At 44.9% G+C, this 21,087-nt stretch carries 12 protein-coding genes; 7 read left to right on the top strand and 5 right to left on the bottom strand.

Going from position 1 to position 21,087, the window contains the following annotated elements:
• The first annotated feature begins 6 nt into the window (after positions 1-6).
• A complete protein-coding gene (locus tag Q0R37_RS07630; RefSeq protein WP_294753022.1) occupies positions 7-1,734 on the top strand; it encodes a DNA mismatch repair protein in 1,728 nt (575 codons plus the stop codon).
• Positions 1,735-1,814: 80 nt separating this feature from the next.
• On the opposite strand, the gene Q0R37_RS07625 is transcribed toward Q0R37_RS07630, so the two are convergent.
• The 4 genes from Q0R37_RS07625 to Q0R37_RS07610 form a co-directional block, all read right to left on the bottom strand.
• On the bottom strand, positions 1,815-4,922 hold the full coding sequence (locus Q0R37_RS07625; protein WP_294753020.1) for a serpin family protein: 3,108 nt from the start codon (positions 4,920-4,922) through the stop codon (positions 1,815-1,817).
• A 24-nt stretch (positions 4,923-4,946) separates the two neighbouring features.
• Positions 4,947-5,951, bottom strand: coding sequence for a hypothetical protein (locus Q0R37_RS07620; protein WP_294753018.1), 1,005 nt, complete (start codon positions 5,949-5,951; stop codon positions 4,947-4,949).
• Positions 5,938-6,492 (bottom strand): RNA polymerase sigma factor, encoded by a 555-nt coding sequence (locus Q0R37_RS07615; RefSeq protein WP_294753016.1) that lies wholly within the window; start codon positions 6,490-6,492, stop codon positions 5,938-5,940. The genes Q0R37_RS07620 and Q0R37_RS07615 overlap by 14 nt, the downstream gene beginning before the upstream one ends.
• Before the next feature lie 207 nt (positions 6,493-6,699).
• Complete coding sequence (locus Q0R37_RS07610) at positions 6,700-8,637, bottom strand: dockerin type I repeat-containing protein (RefSeq protein ID WP_294753015.1); 1,938 nt, start codon at positions 8,635-8,637, stop codon at positions 6,700-6,702.
• A gap of 271 nt (positions 8,638-8,908) precedes the next feature.
• Here Q0R37_RS07610 and Q0R37_RS07605 point away from each other — a divergent pair, with 271 nt between their 5' ends.
• Entirely contained in the window at positions 8,909-9,376 is a 468-nt protein-coding gene (locus Q0R37_RS07605; protein WP_294753013.1) for a TspO/MBR family protein, read from the top strand.
• A gap of 55 nt (positions 9,377-9,431) precedes the next feature.
• Here the strand turns inward: Q0R37_RS07605 and Q0R37_RS07600 are convergent, their stop codons facing one another.
• On the bottom strand, positions 9,432-10,556 hold the full coding sequence (locus Q0R37_RS07600; protein WP_294753011.1) for a hypothetical protein: 1,125 nt from the start codon (positions 10,554-10,556) through the stop codon (positions 9,432-9,434).
• Positions 10,557-10,971: 415 nt separating this feature from the next.
• Here Q0R37_RS07600 and Q0R37_RS07595 point away from each other — a divergent pair, with 415 nt between their 5' ends.
• The 5 genes from Q0R37_RS07595 (at position 10,972) to Q0R37_RS07575 (ending at position 20,728) form a co-directional block, all read left to right on the top strand.
• Entirely contained in the window at positions 10,972-14,010 is a 3,039-nt protein-coding gene (locus Q0R37_RS07595) for a BspA family leucine-rich repeat surface protein (RefSeq protein ID WP_294753009.1), read from the top strand.
• Positions 14,011-14,218: 208 nt separating this feature from the next.
• A complete protein-coding gene (locus tag Q0R37_RS07590) occupies positions 14,219-15,283 on the top strand; it encodes a MoxR family ATPase (protein WP_294753007.1) in 1,065 nt (354 codons plus the stop codon).
• A gap of 1 nt (position 15,284) precedes the next feature.
• Positions 15,285-17,126 (top strand): hypothetical protein, encoded by a 1,842-nt coding sequence (locus Q0R37_RS07585; protein ID WP_294753006.1) that lies wholly within the window; start codon positions 15,285-15,287, stop codon positions 17,124-17,126.
• A gap of 345 nt (positions 17,127-17,471) precedes the next feature.
• On the top strand, positions 17,472-18,287 hold the full coding sequence (locus tag Q0R37_RS07580) for a DUF169 domain-containing protein (RefSeq protein WP_294753005.1): 816 nt from the start codon (positions 17,472-17,474) through the stop codon (positions 18,285-18,287).
• A gap of 416 nt (positions 18,288-18,703) precedes the next feature.
• Positions 18,704-20,728, top strand: a complete 2,025-nt coding sequence (locus tag Q0R37_RS07575; protein WP_294753002.1) for a M4 family metallopeptidase — start codon at positions 18,704-18,706, stop codon at positions 20,726-20,728.
• The last annotated feature ends 359 nt before the right edge of the window (positions 20,729-21,087 follow it).

Here is a 21,087-nt window from a genome sequence, read left to right as displayed (position 1 = left end):
AGAGATATGAATACAAACAAGAGATTCAGTATTCTTTTCCCCAAGCAGGATAATGTGACCTACAAACAGCTCTCGGAAACGACCTGCCATGACCTCGGACTTGATATACTCTGCCGTGAGCTTTCCCTTGACAAAAGAGAACAGAACATAATCATGAACATTATTTCAAATATGACCTCTGACGCGGATACCGCTTTTTTCAGACAAAAGGTATTTGCGGATATACTGCGGCTTCCCGAGCTCAGGAAACAGCTTACCGACCTCTTTGACAGGATAGAATATATCAGGACTTTCAACTCGGGCAGTATGGAGACCGATGAGAAAACAGGCTTCTGGCTCCTCATGCACAGACTCGATGAGCTGAGTGGCTATATAAAATGCGTGGAATTGATGAGAGAATGTCTTTCCAATGCGGATATAAAGTCTGAGGGACTTATCGCTTTCAGGAGCTATCTCGATATGCTCTATGATGAGGCACGCTTCCAGGCTATGAAAAAGGACATTGCAGAGCTTAAAGAAAAAACCTCTGTGATACAGAGCGTCACTCTCGGAGTAAACGTAAATTCAAGCTTTGAAGCCGTCAGTCTCGGACTTGTTTCAGTAAACAGCAAGCCCTTCAAAAAGTCCAATATAGTCAGCAACTTCGCCGATGCCATTTCCGAAAAGGACAAAATTCGGGACAGCACCGATTGGGACGGCGATATGCACTATCATCATGTGGATAAGGAAAACAGCAAAAGTGCTGCCAAATTCATCGAAAATATCAGCGGTATGCTTACTATAGCCAAAACTCCTCTTATGGACGGCAGGATAAGGTCTACTATAGTACAGAACATAAATAATGATGATTCCGCAGGGGCTACCTTCTACCTTGACAAGGTCCTGAACAAAATGCTGGGCTCTGTAATAAGAAAGCTCAGGAACGTCCTCACCGAATACGCTGATATCGCTATCGTGGATATATCCAATGTCATTCCCGAGTTCATGTATTATATTAAGTTCGCGGAGTTTATCGAAAAGCTCAAAGGAAAGGGCTTCAGTGTATGCGAGGCTCAGATCTCGGAAAAGGCTGACGTATCAATGGACGCAAGGGAGCTCTATAACCTCAGACTTGCCCTGAGTTTAGAAAGCAGCGGCGAGTTGGTCTGCAACGATCTCGGCTTCGACAGAGAGCATAATCTCTACATACTCACAGGTGCAAACCGCGGCGGAAAAACTACCATAACTCAGGCTGTGGGACTTCTCTTCGTGCTCGCACAGGGCGGTATATCAGTACCCGCTTCATCATTCGCCTACAAGCCCGTTGACTGCATATATACCCATTTCCCTGCCGATGAGGATAAAACTCTCGACCTCGGCAGACTCGGCGAGGAATGTGTGAGATTCAAGGAGATATACTCCGAGGCTACAGGCGAAAGCCTTGTCCTGCTGAACGAGACGTTCTCGACTACTTCTTTCGAGGAAGGCTTCTACATCGCAAAGGACTCCGTAAGAGCACTTATGAAAAAGGGCGTAAGAACTATTTACAACACCCATATGCACAAGCTTGCCTCGGATATCGGCGAGCTCAACAGCGAAAGCAGCAGCTTTAAAGCGGCTTCTCTCGTCGTTAAAAGCGACGACGGCAAGCGGTCGTTCAAGGTGGAGATAGCTCCCCCCGAGGGACTGTCCTATGCTAAGGATATCGCCGAAAAATACGGTGTCACCTACGAAATGCTGACGGCTGATAAATAAAATTCGGGCGGATAATATCCGCCCCTGCATACAAGAACAGGACGGATCAACTCCGTCCTGTTTTTTACTATTTACATTTTTTATTGCAGGTCACCAAGCTGAGTTGCTACGCCCATGAATAAGGGTACGTTGTTCTTATCGACTATCATGTACACGAAAGGTCTGTCGAGATATACGTAAACTTCCTTCTTCGGGATATACATAGCTCCGCCTGCCATTCCTATTGCTGTTGCGGCAGCTGCCTTTGTACCTGTCTCCGTGACCTCTATCTTTGTCTTGTGGAGTACAGTGGATATATACAGCGGATCGGCTCCCTCAACGGACAGATCGTTTATCTTTGAGAAGTCGGCATGGGCAGGACTGAAGGCTGCGGGCATACCCATTTCCTCAAGTATGTCGTTCAGCTTCTTGCTGTAGTCATACTCAAACTTCGGTATCATTGTGTAGAGGTCGATAGAATCGGGATCTACGCACTCGCTGAGTCCCGCAAGGAGCTTCTCGGCGTCAAGGTTCTTTACGTATTCAACGATATCATTTTCCTTCGGAAGTATTCCCACAAAGCTGTAATTGCCGCCTGCATAGGGCTTCTTGAAAGCGTCGGCGTCGCCGAGGTCGAAGTACTCGCGCTCCTTGCTTCCAAGTCTTTCGATAGTGCGCTTATTGCCGTTGATATCTGTGAACTCTCCCTTTGGTGCCCATTCGTAGGGTACCTGCCAGTCTGCCTCAAAATAAAGGGTATTTATAAGCATCATGAGCATTTCCTCATTTGCGGTGGGATCAAGTGCGCCCTTATCGAGAATACCCGGTATCATACCCTTGGTGTTGTCGCTTACCCAGCCGTTTATGTCATCAACGGTGTCATTGTTGAACGGAGCTTTATACAGCTCGGCATTGTAGTACTTCTTGTTCTTTTCAAGGAATTCGTCATATACCTTGAAGGACTCCTTGTCCTTGAACCAGATAGAATCGGAAAGATATACCTTTTCCTTTTCGTTGTCGGGAAGATTGTTCATATAGTAAGCCATGTACTCGTTGATCTGGTCAAGAGTAAGTCCGCTTCCGATAACATTTTCCATTTCCCTGAGTGTCTCGCCGTCAGCGCCGTTTGCTGTCATTGCAAGAGCTGCCGATATTGACATCGGGGATATAAGCATATTCTCCTCATCTTTTTTGGTGGGATCAAAGCCCTTTTTCAGGAGCTCTACTCCCAATTTCATCTCTGCGGCCGCAAACTTTTCATCTACTGTCTTGCCCTCGGCTGCCTGTACGCTTACCTTATCGTCAAGACGGACGCTGCCCAGTGATGGATCGTTCATCGGCTTGAATATAAAGCAGTTCAGACCATCTTTCAATGCGATAGTTCCGTCGTCAAGCTCAATATATTCGGCATCGCAGTCGTTATCGAAATTGGTCTCGCCGTCCTTCTGCGGAGTTCCGCTCTTTACGAAGGAAGTGACCTTCTTTGCGGTATACTTCGAGAAATCTCCCGTAAAGCTCACGTCCGACTGCTTGTAAAGAGTGCCGTTCACCATTATCATAGCAGGATAACATTCTGTTGACTGCTTATCAAGCTCAAACAGCAGATTATCAAAGCTGAAGGCTTCTTCATAATCCATTCTGTACCACGGCTTCAAAGGATTTCTGATGAACATATTTGCATTATGCCATACAGTTACAGTATCTCCGCCCTCGTATTCAAGGTCGATAGTCCAGCCTCCGCCGTTATACTCATCGGGATTTTCGGAGAAATTGGTTACGAGGTGCAGAGATTTAAGATAATCGACTACAGCCTGAGCCTTTTCACCTTCAAAGCTATACTTTTTCGTGCCAATCATGCCCGTTACAACAGCACTTTTTACCTTGCTGTCTTTCAGACCGAGCAGAGCTGCCGCGTCCTGTCCTTCGGTTATATCATAGCCGAGAAGCTTTTTCTGTATCGTCAGCGCGTCGCCTACTGTGAGTCCGTCGCCGTTGAAGTCGCCGTTGAGCCTGCCCTGTTCCGTAAGATGATTTTCGGCTGTGCCGTTTATGCCGTACTTGTCGGGATTTGCAAGTGCCTGCATTATAAGCACTGCATCTGCCATATCTACTGCGCCGTCGCAGTTTACGTCGCCGCTTATAAGATCATGATGTGATCCGATTGTCTTGTCGCCGCCTGCGCCGGAATACTCAATATCGTAACTGTTGTAGTATTTGTTGAGCTGTACAAAATTCAGAGCTGCTGCCAGAAGCTCCAAGGCTTTATCCCTGTCATCGACCTTGGGGTTAATGGCGATCCTGGCATATTGGCTGCCGTTCAATGTAATAATATCCATCTGCCTGATATCAAATATTTCCTCGGGGAGTGCAAGCTCTTCCCTGAGCTTGTCATCGTCCCAACGATATACGGCGTCACGACTCGTAACGTCATCAGTCTTTTTTTCGTAAGGGTTTAGCTCGAACAGTATTTTTACTGCTCCGCCTTCATTATTTAAAACTTCCTTTGTCCATACTCTGAAGCCATCTGTCTTTATCTTTGCTTTTTCTTCAAAAAGGGCTTCTGTTTCTTCCTTTGTAAGCTTGCTGAACTCGTAAAAGGTATAGCCTTCAACTTTATTCAGGGGCTTTGAAAATGTTCCAACTTCTCCGAACCTGATAAGGTCGGCATCAAAACCGCATTTTTTGCTGTACTCTTTAATTGCATTTACAGCATCGGCGCTGTCGGGAGCATACTCTACATATACATACTTTTCCGACACACCGTCAAGCAGGGCAGACTTCGGAACAACTCTTGCGGCGACCCTGTTATCTGAGATAAAATACGAAAGAGTCCATGATATGTTATCAAGGTCAGTGTCTTTCTCGCCGAGGTCATGATCATACTGAACGAAGCTTATGACCTGTGGTATTCCCTTTTCATTGGCATAGTTTGAAATATCAATGGCTGTCTGTTCATCCTTGACATTGTAGCCTACAAGCACTATGCCCGAGGGTGTTTCATCCTTGCTCAGGACCCATGCGTTTTTGTTGTTCTCTGCAATATAATCCGAAATAAGCTGACGTATCTCATCGGCTTCTTCATCGGATACCGTGGTGAACTCCATGGTATCACTGTTTACGGTGTCTGCATTTGTAAAGGTCAATGCTGACGAGGTCGCTGTCATTACTGCTGCCATCAGTGCAGCAATAATTTTTCGGGATTTTCTCATAAAAACCATCCTTTCATTATAAGATCACTGGTGCGGGGGTATTTTTTTCATTAACTCGTAAATATCCGTATTTATTTTACAGTACAGATAATACTCATCATGACCCTTGAACTTTATCGCAACGACTTCCTTGTCGCTGTAACCGTTTATAGAATATACTTCGGCGCTGCACTTTTTTATATAACCGTCAATGAAGGTCTGGCTCTCCATTTCCGCTTCGCCTATCCAGCTGCCGACTATGTCTGACGGTATCATGTAGCCGTTGACATAGACATCTTCATATCCGTCAATAAAGGCGTAATAGTAGCGGTGATTGATGGTAAGCTGTGACCAGTGCTCTTCTTCTGTGCCGCCTGTGCCGCCGCCTGCATAACCACCGCCTGCGTAACCGCCGTTGCCGTCTCCGCCTGCACCGCCGCCTGTAGCACCGCCTGCGTAACCTCCGTTACCCTCTCCGCCTGCACTGCCGCCGCCCATTCCTCCAGGGAAATCGTGCTGACTATCGCCCGAAAGTCCTCCTCCGCCGCCTATTGCAGTAGTAGTGGTCTCCAGAGTAGTCACTGTTGTGTAAGTGGTAGTCGGAGCAGTCGTTGGAGCTGTTGAAGAAGCTGCCGCTGTTGTGTGCTCCGCTGCCGATGATGTTACAGCAGAAGTCTGATTTGAAGATGTCACGGAAGTAACCTCTGTTTTTACAGTGGTGGACTTTGTCTCCGACACAGCCGTTTTCGAGGTGCTCTTTTCAGCCGAAGCCGCAGCTGTGGTCAGGGCTGTCCCTGATTTATTTGTGGTCTGCGACAGGGTCGTGACCTGTGCAGACGTGGTTTCGCTTTCTATTATATTATCATGGACAGGAAGTGTATCGGGGCGGTTATAGCCTTTGAATATGCCAAAGCCGATGATAAAAGCGCAGAATGCTCCTGCTGCCGCAGGGATAACTCTTTTGGCTGCAGTTATCCTGTGCTTTTTCTTTTTATCATGTTCATCGCGGACTTCAAGTACATATTTCGCCATTTCTTCATATGTTTTCATAATCGAAGCCCCCCTTCTCAAGTTCTGTCCTAAGTGCCTTCCTTGCATTATACAGGAGATTTTCTATCTGTTTTTTGGATTTACCGACGATCTTTGCAGTCTCTTCATTGCTGAAGCTTTCAAAATAGGTCAGGTACAGCACCTGCTGATACTCCTCTCTGAGCCTGCATATCGCATGACGGAGGTTTATCTTCTGCTCGCTGACAAGATAGCTCTGTTCAAGGTCGGCTTCGTCTGCAAGGACAGCACATTCGCTGAGGGAAACTCCCCTGTGTCTGCGGGACTTTCTCACATTGTCGATCGCGATATTCCTTCCGATAGTGTAAAGCCATGTCTTGAAAGTGCTCCTGCCGCTGAATTTCGGCTTTTTGACAGCGAGCCTGATGAAGGTATCCTGTACGCAGTCCTCGGCTGCATTGATATCCTCGGTATAACTACGCAGATACAGCATAAGACCGTCCCTGAACTCGCGGACGATCTCGACCATACCATTGTCATCACCTGCAAGGAAACGGCGGTAGCTACTTTCACCGTTATCCATGTATGGACTCCTTTCGCATCTGGTTCTGCGCTCTTTACATATTAGACGTAACGAGTGCGGAAAAACACTAAGCTGTTTTTACGTTAAAATATAAAATTATGTAAGAATGGTTTTTGCTTATTAATAATCTAACATTTAATCGGTATATTGTCAATAGATTTATTATTAAAAAAGCTCCGCATCTGCGGAGCTTTCTCATATATGATTTTATTCAACTGACCAAAATTCAACCAAATCAGGATCAATATTATTCTCCTCAAGAAAAGCTTCCAACTGCGAGCACGTTTCTGAAGAATCAGCGTATTTTACCATAACAGTCTTGTTCTTTAAATCTTCCTCTTCATTGGTAGGGTCAACGCTTGCGCGGATATCGTTTTCAAGTATATAGCAGTACAGCAGCTCTCTTATCTTGTTGAGTTCTGTATCACTGTCTATTTTGTATGGGATAGACTTTATCAGACTGCTGTCGATGTTATTTTCTTTCAAAAACACACTATAACGGGTTGCATAGCTTGTGTCAGCGGTATTGACCTTTATGAATACATACTTATCCGCGAACTGCTCAGGCATTTTGTTCTTTGGGATAACTGTATAGTCTATCTTTTCTGCGGCAAAGAAATCGGATAATTGTTTTCTTAATGCTTCGAGGTCTGATGATTTTTCGTCTAAACCAAGCAGTTTCCGCTGTATTGCCTGTGCATCGCCGACAGTCAGTCCGTCGCCGTTCATATCTCCGTTGAGTTTACCATGTTCGGTAAGATGTCTCTCGGCTGTTCCGTCTATGCCATACTTATTAGGATTTGCAAGTGCCTGCATAATGAGCACAGCATCTGCCATATCAACTTCATTGTCACAGTTCACATCGCCTTGGAGAGTTGCCGCAGGAACTGTTATATCTGCGCCGCCATAAGTCTCAGGATAAACAAGAGCAAAATCAGGATTGAGCTGAATGTAATTAAGCGCAGCACGGCGAAGGTCTGCTATCTTATCCTTGTCCTCCGATGTGCACCTGATACTGCACTGGCAGTACTTTCTGATATCAGGATCTTCTCCCTCGTGAGCACTCTTTGTCACTCCCATAGATGACACATCCTCAAAATAAAAATATTCCTTTGGCAGTCCGAGAGATTTCCTGACCTTTTCTCTGTCCCATATGATATCGCTGTTTTTGAACAGCTTGTCCTGATCGTTCATGTCTGTTACATGAGTTACAAGCTCATGATCGGTAAGATTTATCATGTAATTTTCAGGATAAAGCAAGACAGTCATGGAATTATTATCTACAGCAGTATTTCCGTTTCTCTGCGGATATACATGATACTTTTCGGTATTGGTGAGACCTTTTTCGTTAAATACTACTCTTACCTCATCTTCGGTCATATTATATATCTCGTCAAAAGTATATCCGATATCAGGCAGCTCATAATTTGAATTTTCAGCAATGAAAGCTTCCACATCGCCTGTAAGTACGTCAACGCTGATATGTTCGTTATAGTGGCAGAGCTTAACTTGGTCGGGAGCTCCGTCAACTGCTCCGCTTACAAAGAGATAATAGCCTTCATCAATTTCGTATATATACGCAAGCATATCGAAAGGAGTACCGCACTTTCTGCCGCTGTAGGCTTCAAAGTCCGCCCACGTAAACTCGCCGCCCTTTTTTGACAACTCAACTACATCGTCAAGTGTCATTTGTTTGGAGAGCTTTTGTTCTGTCGATTTATTCTTTTTAATATACATCTTGATTTCTTTTGGCTCGGAAGATAAATAATCAAATGTTGTTTCAGGTATTTTTTCAACATCAACTGCATATTGCGTATTAAAAAACATCATGCTATAGTTCAGTGTATAGCTGTAATTTGTTTCGACTTGTTCAATTACATGAGGATTGCTTTGACCAATATTCCATTCCTCGATCTGTATCGTTCCCCCAAACTGCCCCTCTTCAGGGAAGTCCAAAGGAGTTCTAAAAAAGGAAACAGATGTAATGTCATTTTCATCATAATACAACTCACCTGTTTCTTCGTCGATAACGCTGACAATAACAGTTCCGTATTCCACGGTATTATCAGAAAAAGCGCTCGGAACGCTTATCAGCGACGAAGTCAATACCGCAGACATAATAAACGACAATATTCTCTTTTTCATAAAAACACTCTCCTTTATTTAATGCCCGATTCCCTTTCCGTATTTATTTCTTTTCACTGCTTTCGGCTGTTTATTCCATCTGTATATTAGACGAATGAAATGTGCAGAAACACTAAGTGTTTTACAAAAAAATTTTCACGCTCGGTATCTGTTACTTACAATATAGCAATATTTCGGGAAGATGTCAATATATTTCAAATAAGTTCTTTTTTGACATAAAATGAATACCGCACATTTATGCGGCATATACTATACCGAAAGGGTGATAAAAATGAAGATCAAATGGACTGACCTTATTATATGGATAGTCGGAACAGAGCTTGTGGGAGCTTTGTCCGCACTGATATCGGGCGGCAATTTTTCCGCCTATTACGATACTCTTCAGCAGCCGCCCCTTGCTCCGCCTGCATGGCTCTTTCCCGTGATGTGGAGCATCCTGTACGCGCTTATGGGAGTATCGGCTTATCTTATATGGGAAAGCAATGACCGCCGCAGAAAAGGAGCTATCCTGCTGTACGGGCTTCAGCTTTTTGCGAACTTCCTGTGGACTCCAGTATTCTTCGGACTTAAATCGCTGAGGGGAGCGTCAGCTGTGGTCATCATCATGCTGATACTCATAACAGCTATGATAGTTTCGTTCCTGCGTATAAACAAAACAGCTGCATATCTGAATATCCCCTACCTCCTGTGGACCGTTTTCGCAGCATACCTTACCATAGGCGTAACTGTTCTGCAATAACAAAGGACCGCCCAATGCTTTGCAAAAGGCGGTCCTTACAGTTTATATGTGATATCTAAATTTTTTCCTCGCTTATGAGCTTGTCGCCGTCCCATTTCTGGCGTTTTCTGCTGCCGTCGGCACAGGTGAGGGTACCCTCTCCGCAGCGCAGGTCGTTCTGCCATTCGCCCTCAAAAACATTGCCGTTTCTGAAATAGTAAATGCCGTGTCCCTGCTTGAGACTGTTGGAGTACTCCCCTTCAAATCTGTCTCCGTTCCTGTAACAGAAAATGCCGCTGCCATTCTTGAGGTTGTCCTTCCACTCGCCGTCGTATTTGCTGCCGCTGTGGGACGTAAAAACTCCGCTGCCGCTTCTCACGTCATTTTCAAAGCCGCCGTCGTACACATCGCCGTTAGCCCATGTGAATACTCCGTGGCCGTGCTTGACACCCTCCTTGAAGCCGCCCTCGTATTTATTTCCGTTGGTGTAGGAAAAGACTCCCTTGCCGTGCATTTTGCCCGTAAAACCGACTTCTCCCTCATAGGTGCCGTTTTCAAACTTTATTACTCTTTTAGCATCGGGAGACGGTTTCGGAGTTCCGCTTATCAGCTTTTCGCTGACCATTTCGCCGTTTTTATATACACGCTTGTATACGCAGTCGTCACGGTCTGAAAGAGTTGCTTCTCCCTCAAGGAGTCCGTCTTTCCATTCGCCTTCGATAACGCTGCCGTTCTCACAGGTATACACACCTTTACCGTGGTATCTTCCCCTGTTCCATGTGCCTTTGAACTTTATACGGCCGTTTTCGTAGTATTCGGTGCCCTCTCCGCTTTTCCAGCCGTCCTCCCACTCGCCGTCGTATAATGTCTTTCCCGTCTGACTGAACTCCTGTCCTTTTCCATGAAATCTGTCATCTTTGAAATCGCCTGCATACGTAAGGGATTTGCTTGTTTCGTCACCGACGCTGTTAAGCATATCATAATAACCCTTTGCGTATTTTTTGCCGAATCCGCAAAGCTTTCCGTTCTGCCATTCGCCGTCATACTCAATATCAAGGCTGTTTACGAAAACTCCGTGTCCGTGAGGCTTTCTTGAGGCATCGACGTGTCCCGAATAAAAACCCGTACCCAGTGTTTTGCTCTCAAAATGAATATTATTTGCGATCCCTTTGCTGACCTTTAAGAAATCCATCATTCCCATAATATCTTTCTCCTTATCGTAACTTTAAGGTTTAAATGGAGAATCTGACGAGATAAACTATCAAAAACACTATGTGATCAATAAATATATCATCTGTTATATTGTACCATATTAATTCAACAAAGTCAATAATCCATCTGTGTATTTTGGAGCTTTGATGTATACCGGGTGCCATTAGCCGCACACTGCCGCTTGCATAAAGGATGCTGTACGTAAATACTGCTCCGATCGGAAGCTATTTTTCTTTTGGCATTGACTTTAAAGGCAAATTATGATAATATAAGAGAACGATGTCCTGATAAGCTTCACTTATAAATATCTAAAAAAATGCCGCTGCGGGCTCGTTGTCATCGGCATCATGCGATCGGGACATTCTATCAGAATAATCTGAGATTTCGGAAAGAGGTATAAATTAATGGACCACAAAAAGATAATCGCTGCCCTCTCTGCGTTTGCATTATCATGCGGTGCAGCAAGGGTATCGGACTATTCTCCTGTCTTTTTTTCATCTGCTGCCGAAGAACAGGGCGCTGAAGCAGTATCCTTCGACAAAGCAGCGGGTACGCTGACTTTAACCGGAAATATAGACGCAGACGATCTGTTTGAATACATGGGCAGCGAAACGGTAAAGACCATTATCGCGGACGAGGGCTCTGTACTGCCCGAAAACTGCGAGGAGCTTTTCAAAGGCTCTAAGGCTGAAAAGATAGACCTCAGCAAAGCCGACGCAGCAAAGGTAAAAAATATGCGTTCAATGTTTGAGGATTGCAGTCAGCTCACATCAGTCGATCTGTCAGGTCTCAATACTGCAAATGTAACTAATATGAATTCTATGTTCGGCAGCTGCACGGCACTTGCTTCTCTTGACCTTTCGGGCTTTGATACCTCAAAGGTCACTGATATGAACAATATGTTCACCAGATGTACGGCACTGACAGCTCTTGATGTTTCGGGATTTGACACCTCAAATGTTACGGGTATGTCAAAAATGTTCGAGAACTGCTCGTCCCTAGAAGCTCTTGATGTGACCTGCTTCAGCACATCAAAGGTCGGAGCGATCTACAGTATGTTCGAGGGCTGCTCATCTCTAAAAACTATTGATGTATCGGGATTTGACACATCAAGCGCCACATATATGTTCAATATGTTCAAGGGCTGTTCCTCATTGACATCTCTTGATGTTTCGGGATTCAATACCGCAAATGCATTAAGCACTATCGGAATGTTCAGGGACTGCTCCTCGCTGACTACCCTTGATATTTCGGGTTTTACAGCCGACAGTCTCAAGAGCATGAACGAATCAGCAGGCGGCTGTTCGTCCATGTTTGAAAACTGCTTTTCATTAAAGACCATATTTGCAAACAAAGCTCTCAGGTTCAGTGAGGACTGCGGTACCGATCTGTTTGTCGGATGCAGGGAGCTCGTGGGCGGAAACGGTACAAAATTCGACCCAAACAATACGGGAGTCCTTTATGCACGTGTAGACGCTCCCGAAAGTCCCGGATACTTTACGGAGAAGCAGCAGAGCACTGTTTCAGCTGCATCAACTGCCGCTTCGTCAACGACTACATCGACCAAGACAACAACAACTACTACTACTACTACTGCTGCATCATCAACTACAACTGTAAAGCATGCCGAATACAAGCATGGTGATGTGGACAATAACGGCATGGTCGATGCTGTTGATTCATCGCTTGTGCTTGCCTACTACGCAAAGATCTCCACACATTCAGACGGCGGATTTACCGACAGTCAGAAAAAGGCTGCCGATATGAACGGCGACGGTCAGATAGATGCTGTTGACGCTTCAAATATCCTTGCATACTACGCGCGCATTTCAACCAGCGGCAAAAACAATGATCCGTCAGTCGTGACAACTTCATACCTGCCGCCTCAGGATCAGAGCGCAGACATAAGCACAGTTGAGGGAGAAATGACAGGCTACCTGACTCCGCAGGATTTCGGCGCAGAGGGTGACGGAACTTCGGACGATACAATCGCCTTCCGCAAGCTTTTCAAAGCCGCATACGAAGCATCTTTCAGATCAGCTGACGGCTGGGTGCACACAAAGGCAATATTTATACCAAGCGGCAAATATATCATCACTGATACGATCATAGATAACGACCTCGGGGTCCGCTCCGGTATGTTCGAGGTCACGGGCGCAGGCAGAGAAAGCACGACTATCTGTTTCACCGCAAAGGTGTTGTTTGACAACAGGAATGTTTTCGCTTTCACTACCTTCAGCGGTATAGAATTTTACGGCGACAATACCAATACCGTCATGGACCTGAAAAATATTGACGATGATATCGGAGTTCAAAGATTACAGTTTATTTCATGTTCGTTCCAGCAGTGCAATAAGATACTGAACTGCTATGATTCAAATGAAATGCTTTCGGAAGTCACTTTTGCATACTGCAAGATATCGGAGTGCGGTACAAAAGACAATCCCTGCCGGCTGTTTACACTGTACTGCTCGCAGTCTGTGGACTGGAGATTTGATTATACCGATATAGAATCCTTTCAGGGCGACGCATTCTATTATGCAAAAGGTGCGAATGTTTTCATTACAGGCGGTTCGATAATACCAAATAACGGCAATGTATTCTTCTTTGATCTCAATACTCCCGAAAGATCTAATTCTGCGGGAGAATCAAACTCGCCGCATATACTCTGCATAGGTGCCTGCTTTGAGATAAGAGGAAACAGCTCGCTTATAAGAACGACCTCAGTTCAGAAGGACACAGCTACTGCAACTTTCAGATCATGCAATCTCGGCACGGTAGCTAACAACTCCCCGAATTTCCTTGCGATATACGGAGGAATAAACGCAATATTCGAGAACTGCTATGAATGCAGCCACATAAGGATAAACGGTGATTTCAGCAAAGAGACCACAATTCAGCCTAAAATAAAATTCGTAAACTGCTCAAATGTCAATGTGGATTATCTCATCAGCAACTCAACCGTTATCCCTGCAGCAAGCGGACTGGGCATGAACAACTGCCGCATCACTGTAGACCATGATTATGACTTCTACCTCAGGAACAATACGAACTATGATCCAAATGACCCTGACAGTCCAAAAGGCGATTATCTTCATAACGTAATGGGATTATCCGAATGCAGACAGCCAGTACAGCTCAGCGAATATGATTATATAACCATTACCAACGGAAAGATGATAAAGTCCAAGCCGTTCGGATTTGTAAAGTATGTGGAACTGACTGTACCGCAAAACGATATCTACGGAAAGAATTATCCCGTAACACTGACTGTTTACGACAAGGGAAAACAGATCGGAGAACCATTGCAGCTTACATTTGATAAAAGTCAGGTGTACAAGCTCGAGGTCAATGATTATGTAGAGGAGCTTCAGTTCAAATTCACTCATTCCCTTTCCATAACTCCGCATCTCACAATGAATATGGAGATAGTGAAGTTCTGATATCCTGATGCAAAAATGCCCAAAACCAAACATAAGACGGAGCATTTCCATAATGTTCCGTCTTAGTTGTTTTTATGCATGATATATCAAAGAACAAATACAATGCGAAACAGCTTTCGCAATTGACTTTTTTCTCTGTATATGGTACAATAAATCAATAAATACGATCAATACGCTCAGCTTCTCAGGCTGAGCTGCCGGAGGAAATATGAACCTGTCATTTACAGTTACGCAGAACGAGTTATCCAATCTGCTGCTCAACCTCTCCCCTATCAGACCTGTTTTCATATGGGGAGCTCCCGGAATAGGCAAATCTGCACTGGTACAGAAATTTGCCGATGATGTCGGTCTGCCCTGCGTTTCACTCCTCGGAAGTCAGCTTGCTCCCGAGGATATCATAGGCATACCGCAGATAAAGGGAGAAACTTCAGAATTTATGCCGCCTAAGATGATCGCCCGCAAGGAACCGTATGTGCTCTTCCTTGACGAGCTCAATGCCTGCTCTCAGGAAGTGCAGAAGGCTTTTTACAGCCTCATACACGAAAAGCGCATAGGCGAATACCACCTTCCCAAGGGCAGCGTCGTTATCGGTGCGGGAAACCGCTCACAGGACGGTGCTATCGTAAAGACCATGTCTACCGCACTCATAAACAGAATGTTCCATGTCCAGCTCGTAGCCGACCCGCAGCAGTGGCTCAACTGGGCATACGAAAACGAGCTGCACCCGTGGGTCATAGAATATATAACACAGCGCCCAGATCACCTTTTCTCGGAACCGCCAAAAACCGAGGAGCCATATTCCACGCCCCGTTCATGGGATATGCTCAGCGATGCTCTGAAAGCCTACGGCGCGGGAGAAAAGGAAGTACCGGAAAGTATACTCAGGGTCCTTGCTTACGGCTCTGTTTCTGCAAGCCATGCGGGATTGTTCCTTGCCTTCATCAAGAACCTCAGCAACAAGGACCTGCTCAGTCAGATAATCAAGGGCGATGCAAGATTCCCCAGTGATCCCAAGGACAGAGATGTTCTTTACTTCGTATCACAGAGCTTCCGCGCAAAGCTGCTTATGGAGCTCCCCGAAGACAAACAGAAAATGGACAAGAACGCACAGTTCCTCACTCACCGTGCAAAGGCGCTCATCAAGGACTTATCCCACATAAACCTCGAACTGGCTCAGATGATAGTATCCTCCGACGACGGAAAGGTACTGCCCGAATGGTTCATGGTGGAAATAGTCCGCGACCTGCCGAGACTTATCAAGAACGATAAATAATATGGCTAAGAAAAAAGAAGACAGGATCCCGAAATGCGAGCAGCAGCTCCTTGACGGCCTTGAGCTTATAGATAAGCATCCGCTGTTCGGAAAGCTCCGTATCAGCACACGCAATGTCCCGAAAAGCTCACTGGGGAAAAATATACCCGCAAAGGTCTCGTCCTCGGGTTATGTGTATCTCAACAAGGACTGCGACAGGACTCCAAAGGAATGGGCATATATCATTGCACACTGTATGCTTCATCTGTCATTCGGACACTTTGACGCAGAACGTATGCCCGGCTACTGGCAGCAGATAAACGATCAGAAACAGAAGTGGGTAAATGACTATATCCCCGCTCTCTGGAATATGGCCTGCGATATCTTCATCGCGCGGTTTCTTGCAGATGTAAAGCTGGGCAGCAGCAATATTGATATGACCCTGCTCAGTACATACGGCTCGGCTTCAAGCGAGCTGAAAATATACGAGCAGCTCGTTGACAGACATATCTCCGCCGACAGCAACGTCTTCGGAACAGCAGGCGAATATCCCGACATGATCGGTACGGATTCTCCCGTTACCTATAAATACGGCAAAAACCATCATATAACGGATTTCGCCTATGCTCTTGCGGATTCGGTACACTCCGTCATCAATGAAGCTGCCGACCGCTCCGCATCTGACGGCAAACACAAATCCGTAATGGAAAAGGCAGCCGAATGGTTCATAAACCACTATCCCCTGCTTGGCGGAGTTGCCACGGGATTTAAGATAATCGAGACTCGTCAGAGAAGCGATCTCAATGATATAGAGATCGCCGCCGTTGACGTAGTAAGCGGAGAGATATATGTTAATCCTGCCGCAGGATATACTCTTGAAGAGTGGAAATTCGTACTTGCTCACGAGTACCTCCATGCAGGCCTGCAGCACCATGCCCGCCGAAACGGACGCGACCCTTACCTGTGGAACATCGCCTGCGATTTTGTCATAAACGGCTGGCTCAGCGAGATGCAGATAGGCATAATGCCCCATGACGGTCTTATGTATGATGAGACATTAAAGGATCAGTCCGCCGAGGAGATATACGACAGACTGATAGGCGATATCCGCAAAAATTCAAAGCTTTCCACTTTCAGAGGCTACGGTAAGGGAGATATTATCGACAAAGGCCGGTCTCCCGATACGGGAAAAGCCACCTCTCTGGATGACTTCTGCAAAAGCGCTCTGAGAAGCGGTCTGGAGTACCACACCTCGACTTCAAGAGGATATATCCCCGCAGGTCTTATAGAAGAGATAAAGGCTCTTTCGATGCCGCCTGTCCCGTGGGACGTGGAGCTTGCCAAGTGGTTCGACACATGGTTCATGCCTCTTGAAAAGCACCGCACCTATGCACGTCCGAGCCGCAGGCAGAGCAGTACTCCCGATATACCGAGACCGAGCTGGGTAAAGGCTGATATCCCCGAGTATTCACGCACCTACGCGGTAATAATCGACACCTCGGGCTCAATGTCTCCCACCCTTATCGGAAAGGCCCTCGGAGCTGCGGCAAGCTATTCCGTAGCTAAGGAAGTTCCCCTTGTAAGAGTGGTTTTCTGTGACGCACAGGCTTATGATATCGGATATGCTGCGCCCGAGGATATAGCAGGCAGAGTAGTTGTCAAAGGCAGAGGCGGTACGGTATTGCAGCCCGCCGTCGATCTGCTGGAAAATGCCAAGGATTTCCCAAAGAACGGGCCTATCCTTATCATAACCGATGCAGGCATAGAACAAGATCTGAAGGTGCATCATGAACACGCATTCCTCATTCCCGAAGGTTCAAGACTGCCTTTCCGTCCAAAGGGCAAGGTATTCTATTTCAAGTAACAGCTGCCTTACTGTGGTATACAAATATCACTGTCCCGATGCATCAAAGCTTCGGGACTGTTCTTTTTTGCGAAGAGATGTCACACTTTGCTTTTTTCATACGAATAGAATAAGTGAACGTCTGATACGCGGCGAAAGCTGTTCTGTCAGATATTTATTTGGCATTTTTTACTCTTTTCGGAGCGATTTATACATAAATTGCCGAATTTTATTTCGCAATGCAGCTTTTCCTTGTATCAGTGACAGTATCAGGTTATAATTGACTTATAGCCTTTACGGCATAACGACAAATTTTATGAACGACAAAAATGATATTATTTGATCTTAATGAAGGAGCATAAAACAATGGAACAAAACAAACGTATTTCCGAATTGCTGAAAAACACTATCGGTCAGAGATATGATGCAATGGCGCTTAAAATGATAAGCGATGAAGCAGAAATACCCGAAGGCGCTATTTATCCGCTGCGCGATTTCGGTCAGCATCTTGCGCTTTGTCAGGCATTTGCCCTTTCCAGAAGAGAGGGAAAGACAGTATATATGCAGAAGCAGGATCACTGGTGCTGGGCTCCGCTGATCGCCTACGGTCAGGTAGAGCTGAAAAAAGGTACTCCCGCATTCAACGAGCTGCTTCCTGTTATCGGCATAAACGATCCCGATGCAGCCGCTGCGTTTATTGAGTCAATGCCGCATCTTCCCAACGGAAAATATAAGGGCATACTCACAGCACCGCTGCGTAAAGCCGAATTCATGCCCGATACAGTAGTTATAAACTGCAATAATTCCGAACTTCGCACTATGATAATGGGTATTAAAACACAGACGGGTACTGCCATGAAGACCGAGTTCGACGCAATAGATTCATGTGTGTGGGGAATAATCCCCTCCCTTACCAAAGGAGAATACCGCGTTTCATTCCCTGATCCCGGTGATTTTACAAATGCAAACACAAATGAAAATGATGTTATACTGTCCGTACCCGCAAACAAACTCGAAGAATTTGAAAAGGGGTTGAATGCTCTTAAATACATGGGTATGAAGCATTCATTCTTCCAGATGAATATGGAGTACGATTTTGCCCGCCCGACCTTTTATAATAACCTGTTCAAGGCATGGGGACTTGACGAAGGAAGAAGCTATATGATCCCGACGATGAATTGATCGTAGGCTTGTTTTTGATGGTTTCGGTAATTTATGAAAGTATAATTCCGGCAGCATATGTCTGAATTATATAACACCCACACTTGGAGGTATCAAGCAGATTTTCAAACATAAAAACCGAAAGCTAAACATCAGACAATGAGAAACACTAAATCATATTGCCAAACTTTCTTTTTTTCATTTGTCCAAGCAGTTGGCAAACCAGCATTGAATTCAGTTGAAAACATTTCTGAAACAGCAAAGAAAAGTAAAAAAAATCAAGTCACAACCGACTTCGCAATTCAAGCGGAGTCGGTTTAATTTTGAGCTGGATACACTTAAAACAGCAATATTTGCATAGACACATGAACATATATGTGTTACTATATATATACCGCGGTAAAATAATTAATCAACAGCAACACATGGAGGGAAAAATGAAAAAAGGATTTAACAGACTCGCAGCTTCCGTACTTTCAGTAAGTGTATTAGCGGGTAACACCATTATCATTCCAGGCACGGTATCAAATGCTGATGAACAGCTTGTAAACGACGGATTCGCTATTGCAGAAGAGATAGGTCTCGATACCGATTCTGACGCTGTAGCAGCAGACCTTGAACAGCTGAGCAGCTTAAACGGCAGTGAAACACCCGATATCGCAGTTACCGAAAATAATGAGGTATCACAGATATTCGGAATACTTTCCGAATCAGATGTAAATACGAACAGCGATGCTTTGAAAGTTATTGACGGGATATCCGATCTGCTCGGCATCGATGACACTTACAGCGATCTCAGATTTGAGAGCTGTATCAACAGTCTTTACAACGACATCTATTCATTCAAGCAGTATTACAAAGGTCTCGAAATGGTGAACTCTTATGTTACAGTGATAGTAAATAAGAACACACGCAAACCTAAGTGTCTCAACAACTCTTACAAGTCAGATTTTTCTATCGGCACAGAGCCTCAGATATCCGAAGCTCAGGCGCTTGAAATAGCCAAAACTTCCTGTGAGGATTATTCGGGCTCAGCTCCGAGACTTGTCATCTACACAGGCGAAGATGATATAACCTCGCTTGCATGGGAATGCAACGCAGATACACTGACAACAGGAAAGATATATGTTGACGCAGTGAACGGAGAAATACTCTTCGAGGAAAAACTGGTACAGAACGCTGCAATGCCCGATGATGGCGCTGTAGTGCCTCATGATGTGGAATATAATGAATATATGCCCAAAGCAGGACCGTTCAGAATCAATCTTTATCATGACATAAATACCAGTACATACTATTTCCGCGATAATACAAGAAATATCAACATTCTTCAAAGTGACCTCTTCTGGGCTGAATACGATCATAACTACAACGTATCAGTACATATGATAGAAGATGGACAAACCAAAAACATATTTGACCGCGGATGCAATTTTGGCGATTATGTATTCAGTAAATTCGTTCCGAGTAAAAGTCACTATTTACAGCTAAACAACAATACTGCTGAAATTGCTACTATGTACAATATAGAAAGAGCATACGATTATTATAATGATATATTCAAATGGAAAGGCGCAAACGGAAGGGGCGCCAAGCTGCGTATCATACCCGAGCTCAGAGAAATAAACGGTTATCCGGTTTGCAATGCCTATGCGTTTTTCGGACGTAATGCCATTGCTTTTGGCGCAGAATTTGATGATATTTATACTCCATGGGGGGCAGACCATGATATTGCCGTTCATGAATATACTCACCTTGTAAGCCATGAAAAATTAAACTGGGGCTCTTCTTCCAACATCGAAACAGCAGCGCTTAACGAAGCATACAGCGATATTATGGCTGAATACGCTGATGATACACCTGAATGGAAAAATGGAAACGATCTGTATTACAAGAGTACCACAGGCGCCTGCATAAGAAACCTTGCTTCCCCGCAATACCCGTGCCTCTGGAAATATGAAGGTAAAGGAAGTCTTGAAAATGAAGACCCTAAAAAACAAATAGACTGCCATTATGCTTCGACTATCATATCTCATATAGCATATATGATGCACGACATGGGCATTGAGGACGAAGTCGGAATGCGTATCTGGTACAGCTCAATGGATTACCTGAAAGGTACAGATATGGATTTTCAGGCTTGCAGAAACGCAGTGCTTGAAGCAGTGAGCGACGCAGTTTATGATAAGGAATTCAATGGAAAATACAATGACTGCTGGTGGGATTATAAGCTTATTACCAATGCTGCCTTCCTTCGTTCAAACGTACTCCCCGAAGAACTGCTCGGCGATCTTGATCATGACGGTGTTATCACCAAAAAAGATGCCAATTTATTAAAGCAGCATTTAGAGGATCCCAATGCTCAGCCTTATGGCGGTCTGCTTATTGCAGACATAAATATGGACAGTTATGTCGATATGGACGATTACAGTTATTATTTCTTCAGATACAATCTGATCTGAAAAAAGTGATCTGCACTGTAACAGCAAGTGAGCTCCATTTTATAATAGCTTTTCATGTGATTTTTGACTTTGGCTGTATCACCCGAAGCTGCAAAAATGCAGTTAAAACTGTTTCAGACAGATAAGATAAAAGCCTGTATTTCGGTGTTCCCCGAAATGCAGGCTTTAACATTTTGCTGTTAAGGCTCCTTAGGTGTGAACATTCCTTCTGAGCAAAGGTATAAAGGTACAGAAGATAATACTTCCTGCCTTTCCGGCGTTTTTCAATAAGCAAAGTATCGGGCATAAGTCTTAGCCTGCTCCGTACAGTATTCTCCGGCAGTACAGAACATAAGCATGTGTGTTCACAAAAAGTTTAC

Source organism: uncultured Ruminococcus sp. (genome assembly GCF_946415235.1).
Taxonomy (GTDB): domain Bacteria; phylum Bacillota; class Clostridia; order Oscillospirales; family Ruminococcaceae; genus Ruminococcus.
Note: the sequence above shows the minus strand (reverse complement) of the source record. Positions and strands in the feature narration are given on the sequence as shown.